This is a genomic window from Pseudomonas sp. DWP3-1-2 (genome assembly GCF_049896285.1).
Classification (GTDB): domain Bacteria; phylum Pseudomonadota; class Gammaproteobacteria; order Pseudomonadales; family Pseudomonadaceae; genus Aquipseudomonas.
In genome coordinates, this window is sequence record NZ_JAFCTZ010000001.1 from 381,782 (window position 1) to 395,243 (window position 13,462).

Consider the following 13,462-nt stretch of genomic DNA (forward strand, 5'->3'; position numbering starts at 1 on the left):
TTGTGAATCTGAATCAGTGCAAAAGCAGATAGCCGAGCAGCACGTAGAGCAGCGTGATCTTCAACGCCAACGTGCCAAACTGCTCATTGCTGAGTTTCCCCTTGCTCCAGCCGCGATACCCACTACCGAGTGCCCACGCCGAGAACACCAGAATCAGCGTCAGTGCGAACCCGACAAACAACGTCATCGTGTCTTGCGCGGAAAACCCGCCTCCGGCTTGAAATGCACTGGATTGCTCGGGCGTCATGCTCATGGCTTTTCGATCGCCTCGCGCAGGTAGTGGCCTGTCAGCTCAGGTGGGTGACGTGGTTGTGCGCGGGCAGGGGATTGGTAGGCTTTGATGCCTTGGCGGATTAGCTCGATCTCTGCTCTGAGTCGCGGGTAGTCGAAGGTGTAGCGGCTGCCGTCTTCCGCCGGGAGTGACTCGCTGGAGCGGGTGATGCGGTCGATGGTGTCGAGTTGGCGGAGGATGAGGTTTAGGTTGGTTTGTTCGGATATTGGGGGGCTGGCTTGTGCCTTTGTGCCGCAGAAGAGCAGGGCTAGCATGAGAGGGGCTAGATGTTGAGATATCGAGGCTGGCATCGGAGCTGTCCTGGCGGTAGCGGATAGGACGAGCTTGCCAATCAACGAGAGAGAGAACATTAGAAAAACTGGAACGAATCTGCAGGGTTTAGCCTGTAAAACCTTTTTCTGAGGCGATTTGCACTTGTTTTTAGATCAGATCTTTGATCGCGCACATTTTGTACAGGTATAGGCTCGTGTGATTTTTGCCTGCGATCAGCTAACTGGTGCGCGTAGCCCATTAAAAACTGAGTAGGGGCCAGCGGATACGTATGGGGCTCAACGGACCGGCCTAAAGCATCAACACATCCGCACAAATCATGCTGTCTTCATGGCGCGGGCAGTCGTATAGTGTCAAACGGCCTGCATCGGCGATGCACCCCCAAGGACTACGAGGTGTGCCATCGATTCAGTCGAAATTTTTCATCGTGGTATAGGCTAGCCGAGAGTTAGGTAGATCGCGAACGACTGAAAGAAGGCTCAGCACGAAGTTTATCTATATTTGCCTAAATTAGGGACTGAAATGGAACTTTCAAGAAAGCGAACGGTATACGGAAAAAAAAGTAAGGGCATATCGAACTCAGATGGACCGACAAATTTAGGTAAGCTGGATATAATCTTTGAGCAAATAAATGGAGATTTGTATCCGATTAATGAGAAAGAATTTTTCTGCGAGACCAAGCAGGTATTTGTAACTAGCAATTACAATGAAATCGATTTATCCGCGACAGATCATGATCTGCTAGTTATTGAAGCTAGTCCAACCACCCAAGAGTGGAAGGAAGGTGATTGTCGCTACGTAACAATGGCGCAAAAAACTACCTTAAACACGTCCCGTAAAGCAGCAATTCAAATTATGAGTGCCCCTTTACCCTCTGCCAACGACCGATCACTGTTTACAGAGTACCCTCCATTTACACCGCTGATAATGATAAAAAATGGAGAAAAAATCTATGGTCCATTTCAGACTGAGGTTGAAATAGATACGGATGGTAGCTCGACAGTCAAATTGTTGAATCTGGAGGGAGCTTTCCCGGGTAAGGCAGGAGCACCAGTCGGTGGGTTGAGGACGTACAAATACAGTGATCTTGAAAGTGGCGTAGTTCACTATGATACGAATGGAGAGAGGTATTCGTTTTTCACTAAAGCGGATCTTTTCAATCATATTGATTGTGAGTATACGGATTATGCGTCTGATGACGAGATAATAAAAATCTGTAGCGAAATGCTTAAAAAGGCAAATGTTAAGAGTTTCTCAAAGCATGAGCAAATAATGTTCCGAGCTGCGGTTTCGAAGGCCAAGGGTATGCCTGCAAATGCAGCAGATCAGTTGAACCGCTTTTTCGCAATTGCGCACGAAACAGACGAGAAGTTTGATAATCTTGATCAGGCTCTCCACGACTTCCTCCACTCTAGTAAAGGAAGTGAGCTTCTAAATAGGCACATAGAAACCCGTAAGGATCATTACCTAAAACAATTCCGTCAGGATATGGATCAGCAGCTTCGTGGTGAGCTCGCCACTTTGGAAAGTGACGTTGATAGTCTTTCAAAAATCCAAAAGAATTTAGAGAGCGAGAATCAGATTGCCTCTGAAAAACTTCAAGAGAAAAATTTCCTGCTGAAGGATCAGCAGAAAACTCTTTTCGATGAAGCTAGGAATAGAGAGCGCAGTGAGCTAGACGCAGACATACTTAAAATCAAAGATCAGCTCCAGGCATTAAAAGAAGAGCTTGGTCCGTTCAAAACTTTATCTGAGCTAAAGGCAGCAGTGACACGTGAAGAAGGACGTCGAAGCTTTCTGAATGAAGAGATTGCAACTGCGAAGCAAGAGAAGATATCTTTAGATGACGAGTTGAATAAGCGCACTGAAGACTTGCGGAAAAAGCTCATAGGTCTCCGTCCATACGTGGAGACTATTTCTGGTATGGTATCTCTGTAGTGGTCAACTGATCCCGGACACGACGTTAAGTCTTTTTTCGGACTGAGCTGGCGCCAGTCCGTTATTGAACTGGTGTGGCCGAATCCAGTTGTAGCGATGCATCAGATAATGACTGATGTCTCGCTGAGCCTCTTGGGCCGTCATGTAGCCCACGGTCGGTATCCACTCAGTTTTCAAACTCCGGAACACCCGCTCCATCGGCGCATTATCCCAGCAGTTGCCACGACGACTCATGCTCTGGCGTATGCGGTATCGCCAAAGCCGCTGGCGAAACTGTCGGCTGCCGTACTGGGCGCCCTGATCCGAGTGAAACAGCAGGCCCTGAGGCTTGCCGCGTTGTTCGTAGGCCATATCCAGCGCCTTGATCACCAGATCAGTATCCGGTTTGCTCGATAACGCCCAGCCCACCACTCGGCGCGCGAAAAGATCCATAACCACAGCCAGGTAATGCCATTTCCCTTGTGCCCAGATGTAAGTGATATCGCCGCACCACACCTGATTGGGCGCTGGAACATCGAACGCTCGATTCAAAATATTCGGAATATCGGGTCGCTCCACCGTCGCTTTTTTATAAGCATGCGATCCCGGTTGCTTACTGATCAATCCCAGCTCTCGCATCAGGCCACGTACCTTGAACCGGCCAATCTGCTCGCCATCTTCCTGCATCATCAACACGATGCTGCGGCTGCCGACAGCGCTTCGACTTTGTGTAAACAGCTCGTTGACCCGGCTGCGTAGCCGGACTCGCTCAACGTCTGGATTCCGCCGTCTAAGGCGATGGCTGTAGTAGCACGAGCGAGGTACTTCAAAGGCTTCGCACAGCAACTCAACCGATTCACGGGCACTGAGCTGATCAATCAGCGCATGCGCTCGTGCTCTTCCGACATCAAGAGCGCGGTAGCCTTTTTTAAAATGGATTTCTCCCGCTCAAGACGGGCAATCCGGGCTTCCAGCTCCTGAATTTTCTGCTGCTCGGGCGTCAGGGCTTTGCTCTGTGGAGTGACACCGTTGCGCTCCTGTTGAAGCTGGTTGACCCAGCGACGCAGTGCAGACTCGACAACTCCCAGCGAGCGAGAGGCTTCAATGTGGCTGTAGCCTTGATCGAGCACGAGGCCTGCGGCCTCGCGTTTGAATTCAGCGGAAAAGGTACGGCGTTGTTTGGTCATCAGACACCTCTATCTGGCAAGCATTCTCGCCTAAATGGGTGTCCGGTTTCATTAGACCACTACAAGTCTCTTCCACTTGGTTAGCGGTATTCTGCGAAAGAGAAATGCTGGATTGCTCGTTCTCGGCATCAGCGGATGTGGCGACGGCAAACAGCAAAGCCATCAGGGTAAAAAACCTCATGGGCTCACCCCCAGCGCCAGCTTCACATCATGACTTCGCCCATCCGGTAGCCTGAAGCTCGCGCTGTCCGGCGTTAGTGCTTTCAACAGCCATCCATCACGCGATTCATTCGGGCGGAGCAGCTGGATATCCTGCAACTGAGCATTCTGAAGAGGCGATACCGCCAGGAAGGATTCACCACCCCGGTGTTCAAGGCCGATGATGGTGAAGGGCGGAGCTAAAGGTATTTTCAGCCTGACTCTCTTGGTGGCTGGTGCCGCTGCTTTCACCATCGATATCGGCTGTTGAGTCGCAATGCGCTTCACCTCTTCGAGCTCTTTCTGCACCAATTCAACACTGGCATTGAGCGCTATGAGATCGGTTTGAAGTGCGTGCAGGGTGGTATCGTCCGTACTTGGCTTGGCCAGCAATGTTACTTTTCTGTTCAAGGTTTCCTGATCCGTCTGGTATAGCGCTGCATCTACTATTTTTCTGCTGGCTAAGGCATCCAGGTCCGTGCGCAGTGTCTCCTGCTGTTGAGCCAGGATCTCCAGGGATCCCGATTGTTCCTGCAGCTCCGTCTGCTTCACCACCTTGCGAAGCCCCCACCACTGAGTGGCAAGAGCCAAAGTCAGCACGAGCAGAAGAACGCTGTGGACGTGACTCGTTTTTAGTCCGACCTTCATCGCTGACCACCCACGGTTAATGGCTTGGTCGAAGGCGCTGCAATTGCCTGGGTTGACGGTATTCCCGGGGCAGGGTGCTGAAAGGCTGGCCGAACTGAGAAGCAGATCCGGCGTGCGAGCTCGTCCACCTGCATTTCCCACGCGGGCCCCGCCAGCATCTGCATGGCTTCACGCACACTGATCGGCCCAAGCCGGTACTGAGAGGCCGGAAGTGGATGAGCGAATAGCACACCAACGTTCCCGGTGGCCGAACAGAGCTGGTAGCCGGAGTGGCGGAGCGCGTAAGTCATGGCTTGATGAACGGAAGGGCTCAGCGCATCGGGAATGCGTAGATTGATGATCTGATCCAGAAGCTGGAGTTGATCGGGTTTGGGTTTGGTCGAGATGATGGTGTAGCGGTCGTAGCGGATTTGGCTCGGCACAGTGCTTGCTGCGGCGTTTCGTTTGTTGTCCGCATCGAACGCGCCTGACTGCAATTGAGGCGTGTTCGTTGCGCATCCCGCAAGTGCCAGGTTCAGGCAAAGCATCAAAGCTGTCCGTTGAGGACTGAAGGGTTGGAACATGGGTAAATCCTCACATAGCTATGAGGACACCTTGGCAAACCGGATGAGTTCGAACCTCAAGAAAACTGGTTCAAGGCCCATGGATATTCTTCGCGCGGATCTGGGTAGTGGAACTGCCTGAATAGACCCAGGCAGTTTTGGTTAGAAGGGGCAGTTATTGCTCGTCGTTGAGTAGCACCCGCAGATGCTTTGGCTGCTTACCCAGATACTGGATCTCTAAACGCAAATCGATCCTGACCTTGTCCACGCGATTACGTGAAGAAGGTTTGAGCCAAAGGCTGAACGGGATCATGTTCGCTCCGTCGGATTCAGACATCACTGCACGATAGGACGCATCCAGCAATGCACTGAGACGATCACTTAGCTCCTCAAAGAGGTAATCGTTGATGTGAACTGTCTGCAGCCAGGCAGGTTCGCTGAGGACTATCGGCAGCTGAAGCAAGCTCAGCTTGCGAGGTGTTAGAACTGATTGCATGTGGGTCTCCGAAAAATGAAAAACGGAGAAACACAGCACCCAGGCAGGGGAAGTGTTTCCCCGTGTGGGTTGAGTTGAAGCAGATATCAGCAGGCAGGTACGGAGCTGATTGTGTGAAGGTTGCCGCCCCTTGATCAGACCGCTGCTTTCGAGACCAGGTCGAAGCCCAGCTTGAGCAAGGGCACGACGACGCAAACGAAAATTGCGCCAAGCTGCCAGCGCATGACTTTTATTTCAGAACGAACCTCAGAGCGCATCTCTGAAATCGATGCGTTAATCCGGGTTTCTACGTGCTGAAGGTCAGCTTTGGTCGCGAGCTTTTCCACGTCTGTCTCCCATGCATCCACCACAGCTTTGGCCTTGTCGGCCGGTACGTTGGCGGAAATCAGTGCGTCATACAGCGTAAGCGATATTTTCATGGCATCTCCAGATTTGACGAGGAGACACCGCCTGACGGAGGTTCCCCGTCAGGGTGGTTTGAGTAAGCATTCGATCATCGAGGGCATCGACGACTGTCCGCGCTACCGAATGCGATACGGACTGGGTTGAATCAGTGCGGTAAACCGCACCGTAGCGTTGAAGATTCAGGCTACCTGGGCAGGGTGCTGTCTGCGACAGCGATCCTGTAGGGGATTTTTAATGATTTTGAGGAGGGTAGTCAATCAGATAGGTTTAAACGCTGAATATGGACTTCTCGGAGGTGGTTGAAGCATAAAAGGTACGTGGGCTTTCTAAATTATACATAAATATTTATGATGCTTGTAATGTTGTCATTTTAGTGAGTTGATGATCGATATGAAGTTTGTAAAGAGTTTGACCCATGTGGTACGTGTCAGCACTCAAAAGTTCATTGCCAAACTGCTCACTCGTAACCCAGCCCCCATCAACTCTAGATTTGAAGCCTTGAGCAGACCACTCTACAAGCAAAAGTGCGACGCTGACTTACGTTATGCCGGGTTGCTAATGGATAGATCTCAGCCAGTACTGGTTACTGAATCAGATCTGGCTCCAGCTGACGTTTTGTTTTGTGTGGGCGACTCCTCGGATTTGGCATGGAGCGCGATCTCCTTTGGGTCTTCAGGCGATTATGTTCATGCTGCAGTATATGTTGGTAATGGGTATGTCGTTGAGTCAACCCTAAAAGGGGTAAACAGGGTGCCGCTTACTGAGCTGATCGCTAGATATCGCTACGTCGTGGCAAGCCGCTGCCCTGGTGCCAGTCCAGATGGCTTGCCTGAACTTAGTTCAAAAGTAGTAGATTTTTGCTCTAGGCATGTTGATCTCAATACTCCATACAATAAGGCAGGAGCCCTGAAGGCACCACTGCTGGAATATCAGATGCTTAGACACATAAATCGAACGTTCCGAACACATGTACCCGTTATCAAGAAAAAAGCCGCAGACTCTTTTTTTTGCTCTGAGTTAATTGTTGGGGCTTTTGTTTTTGGGGGCTACGTGCCTGAAGGGACACTGGATCCGGCCGGTTACTCGCCAACGGCGCTAGCAGAGAGTCAAATCGTTGGTCTGGTTGGCTATCTCAGCAGCCCAGAAATGGCAGATTATATTCTTGATAATGACTACTTCTTAACAGGGGGAATCCCTAGGCGCAAAATCACTTGAGGCCATCAACGAAGATCAATTACTGCTTTTGAGGTAACTGGTGATCATCATCGCCCGGATCGTTGCCGACAGCATCTTCGGCGGATTTTATTGATTTGTTTCATCGGTCCAACCTTGCAGCAGCCCTAACCACTGCCGGAACCTGCCCATTTCCAAGGGCCTTAAGTCGGTCCACCCGATAGGCCACCCCATCAGCCACTCGACCCATTCCGGGTTCAGTGGCCCACCATGCAGCGCCATTACCGCGTGATCCAGCCGATCCCGTGAGCGGTCCCGGCCAGACTTGCGGATCAGTGAGCCCGGTGAAGAGCCCTTGGACATGCTCGCCACGGGCGTTGGCCAGGATCCAGATGCGGTCGCGACGATGCGGCGCACCGCATTCAGCCGCTGATAGACAATGCCACTGCGCGTCATACCCCATTTGGGCAAGGTCACCGAGGACCATGGCAAGGCCTCGGCTGATGAGCATTGGGGAGTTCTCCAGCCAGGCAAATCGAGGTCGAACCTCATTGATGATTCTGCCCATGTGTTTCCACAGACCGGATCGGGCGCCTTCAATGCCCGCACCGAGTCCGCAGACGGCAATGTCCTGGCAAGGAAAACCTCCCGAAACCACATCAACAAGTCCGCGCCATGGACGACCGTCAAAACTGCACACGTCAGACCAAATCGGGAAAGGCGGGAGCAATCCATCGTTCTGTCGTTGCGCCAGAACTTGTGCGGCGTAGGCATCACGCTCAACGGCGCATACGGTTCGCCATCCGAGCAAATGCCCGCCCAATATTCCACCACCAGCGCCCGCGAAAAGAGCCAACTCATTCATCTTCACTCCTGCAGCGCCTGGTTTTGGCAGGCGCATTGAAGGGAGGGAGAATTCCTGGGTGAGGTGGGCGTTAAAATTTCTTGCTTCTTGTTGACTAGCCTGCGACAGGTTTCGTTGTCAAATGGGTATTGCTAAGGCAACGCTAACAATGCTCTGCCTCGTCATATGGCTGATTCAAAAGGTATCAGGATGATCAAGCAGATAAATTTGGACCCGCTCGGCATTTTTATAGGCACCATAGTCAGTTGCGAAAAGCCCCCCGCAAAAAATCATCGCTGCGAACAGTGCCATACCTATCAGGAGGCCGAAGGGGGGAAGTATGACCATGAAGGCGATGCAGAATACCCCTCCGATCACCAAGCATAAGATTCCAAGGAACAGACCTAACCAAGCGCCGAGCTTGTCTCCCTGGTCGATTTGAATGCGCGGTTTTCCACTTTTGGTGTCAGCAACCAAATACTTTGCTACCTGCCTCAGCTGTGATCTGTTCCAGAATCCTAGGCTCGACAATTTGATGAGAGCCGCCGTATTCAGCGCGTTTGTGCTGATGCCGGAAGCGATCCGGAATGCTTCAAGCTTGATGGACTCATCCAAATATTGGCTGAATGGGCTATCTAGAGTGAAGTTTGAGCGAAGCTCCTGCAGGCGTTTATGGCGTTTCAGTACAAAATGGAGGTCGTGAAACTCCATGACTTTCCCTAGCATTGTCAGTGATTTAACTACAACCACTAGGACCGCCACGCCTGCCGCCACGATCACCTGCGTACTGCTAAAAAAATCTAAAACTCCCTGGTACATGCTGCTCACTCCAATAATTGATGGGTGGCATCATGTCATCACGCGAAGAAAAAAGCGCCCGAAGGCGCTTGCTTCAAATCAACCCTCTCTCCGCAAAAGACAGCGGTTTCCCGTTACCAACGATGAAATGATCAATCAGCCGAACGTCAACCAGGCTTAGCGCATCTTTGATGCGAGTAGTCAGGGTGATGTCCGCTGAGCTGGGTTCGGTACATCCCGAAGGATGGTTGTGACAGATAATGACTGCAGCTGCGTTGTGCGCGAGTGCGCGTTTAACGACTTGCCGTGGGTAGACCGCGGCACAGTCAATGCTGCCCCGGAATAGTATTTCGAATACCAGTGGCTGGTGCTTGGCGTTCAGAAAAACCACGCCAAAAGCTTCGTGCTCTTCTGCAGCGAGTTTGAGCTTCAGGTATGACGCTACTGCGCCTGGTGATTCAAGCGCCGCTTCGGTGGTAAACAGCCGACGATCGAGGATCAGCAGGGCTTCCTGAATCAGCTCGTCTTCGGCGGTGGTGATGGATGTTTCGAGTTCTCTGATGGTCTTATCAATCAGTGCCAGTTTCATGAGGTGCTCTCCGATTTTCAGGACGGGCAGCACCCCAAAGGGATTGCTCCCCGGGAGGTAGGTGTCGCGGTCATGTGTGGGCATGACCGCGTTATTGCTGATTCAGATAAGCGAAGTGTCAGGGGGCGTAGTACGCATCAGGTTCTGCAACAGCAGCTGATGGTGTTTCTGCCTTCGGGGTTTGTGGTGCGGTGTCTGTTGGTTGAGCTTGATCATCCTGAGGCGCTTCTTGATCATCTCGGGGTTTGGCCTGGTAGACCGTCTCCCCATCGACCTTCACCCAAGAGATAAACAACAAGCGGCCTTTAAGACTCGCGCCGGGTTTGCCTTGTTTTTCGCCTTTGGCATAAGTGAATGCGTCAGCCCAGATATCTCCGATTTTGAAAGCAACGAGTACTTTCTTGCCGGCGGATACCTCAGGGCTGTGAAGCAGAACGAGTCGTTCAGCTTCGCTACCACTGACTTTGCAGTCGATATAGGAATACTCCATGTCGTCCGAGCTGCCATGCAGCGCTGCTACGGTGACGCAGATGAAAGGCTTGCCTTTGCGCACCTCAACTTCGCGGATGCGATTGAGGTACCCGATGCCGGTGGTGTGCAGGTCGAAGTATTTGCTTTCGTTGGATTGAGTCATGGTCGTTTCTCCGTTTCAGAATCAAAAGCGGGGAACGACTAGCCCTTGCGGGAAGTAATTCCCCGCGTGGGTGATGGTGCTGTCAGGCATCCGATCGTCAGTGCTGCCGACGACTGATCGCGCTGCCGAATGCGTTAGCGATCTTGGGATGATCAACGCTTTGCGGCGCCGTAGCCTTGAAGATCGAAGCTACCTGGGCATGCTGCTGACACGTCAGCGGAACATGTATGAAGCATGGAAAACGATGCTTGAAGCGTCAAGGTTCGGTGGCGCTATAAAAGTGGATCTAGCGAGCCGCGTTTTCTTTCAACTGGATTGCTGCCGCGACGCCGTTTACGAGTCGCCTTTGGAGGCTTGGAAGCAACCACGTTTTTGTCGTACCAGTGATTCAGGTTGATGCCTTTGCGAACCATGGCCGGGACCTCAGCGAGATTTTTCAGTGATACGGTTTGCTCTGGCTGGTCATCCTCATCGACAGGTTGAACGTCCATGGTGCGTAATGCTTTCCTGGCCTGCACAACGAAAACGCCGAGGTGATGGCCAAACCGGTAGCTAAGTGAGTGCATGGGTATCTCCTGAGTGTTCGGCGCGGAGATACGTTTCACCCGGCAGGGGAATTGATCCCCGCATGGGTTGGTGTTTTAAGCATTCCATCGCCATTGCTGGCGAACGATCGCGCTGACGAATGCGCTGGCGACCCTGGCTGGATCAACGCGGGCTATCGCGTCGTAGTCTTGAGGATCCTGACTACCTGGGCATGTTGCTGACGACGTCAGCGGACATAGGGAAAGAATGTAAAACCGCCCGTGCCGAGGCAACCGAAAATATGATCAAGGCACTGCACATATTGATTTCTCCCGTTGGAAGGAGAAGTGGGCCGAAGACTGTCTTCGGCTGAGAAGAGATCACCACCTGTGAACGTATTGCATAGACGGCCCCTTGGCATTGACCTGTCATCGCATACAAACACCCGATCCGTGTCGTGGCTGGGATCGGTATCAACTGGCGCGTATCCACGCACAAAAGGAACCCGTTATTTCACCGGCGGGTACCGGCACTGAATAGTGGCCCTCGGAAGGGTGTCCTGACACTCCGGCGAACAGAGCGTCAGGGCACCTTTCAGAGTTGCCGTGAAGCAAGAGAGTAGGGGCCGCGCTGGAACAGAGCGGCCCGAGGTTTGGTAGGCTTCGGACTCTATGCGTCTATGACTACCCGGGCAGGGTGATCGTGACGGCAACATGCCTGGATAACCAGGGAGACGCAGGGAGAATCTGCACACACTTCCCGAGGCTGAGCGTGCTTGGGTTGCTCGCTACTGATGACCGTCAGTAGCCAACGGGTGTGATCCGTGACCCGTTCAAATTCTTGCACATGCCGATGGACGTGGGAATGTAGTAAATGAGCTTAGGTGCCGACAGATTTAGTGGGATCAGTCGGTAGGAAATTTTACTTCTTCAGGGTTTTCTTCGCGGGACTCAGGCTAAGGATGCCTTTGCACTCGGGGTATTTTGAGCAGGACATAAACGGCCCGTTCTTGCCGTTTCGTTTTCGCATCGGCGCGCCGCATGTGGGGCAAGGCGGCGAGGGTGGTTGATCGATGCTCAAGGTCAACTGTGAACATTGCTCGACCAGCTTGCCAATCCATACGCTCTGCCCCTTGAGGAATGTCTCCAGCGGCATACGACCGGCTTCGATTTCGTCAGACGCTTGCTCCCAGATTGCCGTCATGCCTGGATCCTTGACCATGCTTGGCACCGTGTCGATCAGCGCGAAAGCTGCAGACGTCGGGCTCAACGAGCGGCCTTTTTTATCAAGATACCCACGCTGCATAAGCCCCTTGATGATTGATGCGCGGGTGGCTTGAGTACCGATGCCGGTGGTGGCTTTCAGCTTGGCCTTGAGCCTCGGATCCTCGACCACATCAGCGATGTTCTTCATCGCCTTGAGCAACGTACCCTCGGTAAAGCGCCGAGGTGGCGATGTACTCAGCGATTTGAGTTCCGCTGATTGAACTCCGCACGCCTGGCCTGATTGCAGGTTCGGCAGATGTTGGCTTTTCGGTTGTGCTTGCTCATCACACTCAGCTTCGTCTTCGCGGGTGAATAGCATTTTCCATCCAGGTGCGATGATTTGTTTACCAACAGCTTTCAAAACCATACCCGAGGCATCGAGCATTACGACGGTGCGGTTGTATTCATGATGTGGCATGAACTGGGCGATGTACCGCCGGCGGATCAGGTCGTAAACCCTGCGCTCGTTTTCAGACATCTTAGAGATGTCTGCGGCTTCGGTCGTGGGAATGATGCCGTGGTGAGGGCCAGCTAATTTGACGTCGTCCCACGCCTGGGAACGCACGGTCAAATCCAGCTTCTGCAGCACCGGGACAAACGATGGGTCCGTTTTGGCCAGCGCCGCGATGACAGTGGGCACTTCCGTCAGCATGCTTTCCGGCAAGTACGGACACTCGGTCCTGGGGTAGTGGGTCGCCTTGTGAGTCTCGTATAGCGACTGAGCGATGTTCAGCGTTTCCTCCACGCCCATGCCGAACTGGCGATCGCATTGCTCCTGCAGCGCCGCCATATCAAAAGGCAAGGGCGGCCGTTCGCGGACCCGCTCGACGTCGACGGCTGTAACCGTTGCCTGGCCATGGGTGAGTTGTCGCAGTGCCTGGTCCGCTTGGGATCGATCTAAACATTGCCCCTCCGCATCGACCATGTTGTCTTGTGGTTTCCACTTCGCCAGAAACTCAGCGCCTTCAGCCCTCAAAGTCACCTCGACCTCCCAATAGGGCTGTTTGACGAAGGCGTTGATAGCCCGCTCGCGAATGACCGTCAGGTACAACGCAGGCGTCTGTACCCGGCCAACCGACATGACCTGATCGTGGCCGCAGCGCCTGGCTATCAGCGTGAACAGACGGGTGAGGTTCATGCCGATTAACCAGTCCGCTCGCGATCGGGCCAGCGCTGCGTGATACAGGTAAAACGTCTCCTGACCCGGCTTCAAAGCCGCCAGTGCTTTGCGGATAGATTCAGGATTGAGCGCTGACAACCAAAGTCGATGAACCGGACCGCGGTAGCCGCAGTACTCCATGATCTCCCGGGCAATCAGCTCGCCTTCACGATCTGCGTCAGTGGCGATCACCAGCTCGTTGGCGTGGCCGAGCAGTTTTTTCACAACTTTGAACTGAGTTGCTGTCTTGGGTTTGACCTCGACCTTCCAGTCTTCGGGGATGATGGGGAGGTGATCGAGTGACCAGCTTTTGTAGCTCGGGTCATAGGCCTCGGGCGGACAGGTTTCCAGCAGATGGCCGATGCACCAGGTTACGCAGACATCAGGTCCGCTGAGGTAACCGGTACCGCGTTGCGTCGCGCCGACTACTCGGGCGATATCTTTGCCTTGGGAGGGTTTTTCGCAGAGGAATAGGCGCATGGGTGGGCTTGGCTGGTAATAGTGAGCCCTGACCATTGCA

The 13,462-nt window shown here is 53.0% G+C and carries 15 protein-coding genes; 2 read left to right on the plus strand and 13 right to left on the minus strand.

Annotated features, from left to right (window positions below):
* Positions 1 to 13: 13 nt before the first annotated feature.
* A complete protein-coding gene (locus tag ACP7B0_RS01835) occupies positions 14 to 253 on the minus strand; it encodes a TIGR03758 family integrating conjugative element protein (protein WP_426139218.1) in 240 nt (79 codons plus the stop codon).
* Positions 250 to 546 (minus strand): RAQPRD family integrative conjugative element protein, encoded by a 297-nt coding sequence (locus tag ACP7B0_RS01840; RefSeq protein WP_426139219.1) that lies wholly within the window; start codon positions 544 to 546, stop codon positions 250 to 252. Before ACP7B0_RS01840 ends, ACP7B0_RS01835 begins: the two co-directional genes overlap by 4 nt.
* Positions 547 to 1,084: 538 nt before the next feature.
* On the opposite strand from ACP7B0_RS01840, the gene ACP7B0_RS01845 reads away from it, so the two are divergent.
* Positions 1,085 to 2,500, plus strand: coding sequence for a hypothetical protein (locus ACP7B0_RS01845; protein WP_426139220.1), 1,416 nt, complete (start codon positions 1,085 to 1,087; stop codon positions 2,498 to 2,500).
* Between the two features lie 3 nt (positions 2,501 to 2,503).
* Here the strand turns inward: ACP7B0_RS01845 and ACP7B0_RS01850 are convergent.
* The 5 genes from ACP7B0_RS01850 to ACP7B0_RS01870 form a co-directional block, all read right to left on the minus strand.
* Positions 2,504 to 3,666 (minus strand): IS3-like element ISPsy24 family transposase gene (locus ACP7B0_RS01850; RefSeq protein ID WP_426139221.1). Its coding sequence is split into 2 segments (ribosomal slippage): positions 2,504 to 3,411 and positions 3,411 to 3,666, totalling 1,164 coding nucleotides; the frame shifts between segments, so codons are not numbered across the junction.
* 177 nt (positions 3,667 to 3,843) lie between these two features.
* Positions 3,844 to 4,512: a hypothetical protein gene (locus ACP7B0_RS01855; protein ID WP_426139222.1), complete on the minus strand. Its 669-nt coding sequence runs from the start codon at positions 4,510 to 4,512 to the stop codon at positions 3,844 to 3,846.
* Positions 4,509 to 5,075 (minus strand): PilL N-terminal domain-containing protein, encoded by a 567-nt coding sequence (locus tag ACP7B0_RS01860; RefSeq protein ID WP_426139223.1) that lies wholly within the window; start codon positions 5,073 to 5,075, stop codon positions 4,509 to 4,511. Before ACP7B0_RS01860 ends, ACP7B0_RS01855 begins: the two co-directional genes overlap by 4 nt.
* A gap of 154 nt (positions 5,076 to 5,229) precedes the next feature.
* Positions 5,230 to 5,550 (minus strand): hypothetical protein, encoded by a 321-nt coding sequence (locus ACP7B0_RS01865; RefSeq protein ID WP_426139224.1) that lies wholly within the window; start codon positions 5,548 to 5,550, stop codon positions 5,230 to 5,232.
* A 134-nt stretch (positions 5,551 to 5,684) separates the two neighbouring features.
* Entirely contained in the window at positions 5,685 to 5,969 is a 285-nt protein-coding gene (locus ACP7B0_RS01870) for a DUF1640 domain-containing protein (RefSeq protein ID WP_426139225.1), read from the minus strand.
* Positions 5,970 to 6,336: 367 nt separating this feature from the next.
* Between ACP7B0_RS01870 and ACP7B0_RS01875 the strand changes: the two genes are divergently transcribed.
* On the plus strand, positions 6,337 to 7,170 hold the full coding sequence (locus ACP7B0_RS01875; RefSeq protein ID WP_426139226.1) for a hypothetical protein: 834 nt from the start codon (positions 6,337 to 6,339) through the stop codon (positions 7,168 to 7,170).
* A gap of 100 nt (positions 7,171 to 7,270) precedes the next feature.
* On the opposite strand, the gene ACP7B0_RS01880 is transcribed toward ACP7B0_RS01875, so the two are convergent.
* The 6 genes from ACP7B0_RS01880 to ACP7B0_RS01905 form a co-directional block, all read right to left on the minus strand.
* Positions 7,271 to 8,029: a DNA cytosine methyltransferase gene (locus tag ACP7B0_RS01880; protein WP_426139227.1), complete on the minus strand. Its 759-nt coding sequence runs from the start codon at positions 8,027 to 8,029 to the stop codon at positions 7,271 to 7,273.
* A 138-nt stretch (positions 8,030 to 8,167) separates the two neighbouring features.
* Positions 8,168 to 8,791: a hypothetical protein gene (locus tag ACP7B0_RS01885; protein WP_426139228.1), complete on the minus strand. Its 624-nt coding sequence runs from the start codon at positions 8,789 to 8,791 to the stop codon at positions 8,168 to 8,170.
* Positions 8,792 to 8,864: 73 nt separating this feature from the next.
* On the minus strand, positions 8,865 to 9,359 hold the full coding sequence (gene radC / locus ACP7B0_RS01890) for a RadC family protein (RefSeq protein WP_426139229.1): 495 nt from the start codon (positions 9,357 to 9,359) through the stop codon (positions 8,865 to 8,867).
* 118 nt (positions 9,360 to 9,477) lie between these two features.
* Positions 9,478 to 9,993, minus strand: a complete 516-nt coding sequence (locus ACP7B0_RS01895) for an STY4534 family ICE replication protein (RefSeq protein WP_426139230.1) — start codon at positions 9,991 to 9,993, stop codon at positions 9,478 to 9,480.
* 272 nt (positions 9,994 to 10,265) lie between these two features.
* On the minus strand, positions 10,266 to 10,559 hold the full coding sequence (locus ACP7B0_RS01900; protein WP_426139231.1) for a hypothetical protein: 294 nt from the start codon (positions 10,557 to 10,559) through the stop codon (positions 10,266 to 10,268).
* An 880-nt stretch (positions 10,560 to 11,439) separates the two neighbouring features.
* The gene (locus ACP7B0_RS01905) at positions 11,440 to 13,422 is read right to left on the minus strand and encodes a DNA topoisomerase III (protein ID WP_426139232.1); all 1,983 of its coding nucleotides are present in this window, start codon (positions 13,420 to 13,422) and stop codon (positions 11,440 to 11,442) included.
* Between the last annotated feature and the right edge of the window lie 40 nt (positions 13,423 to 13,462).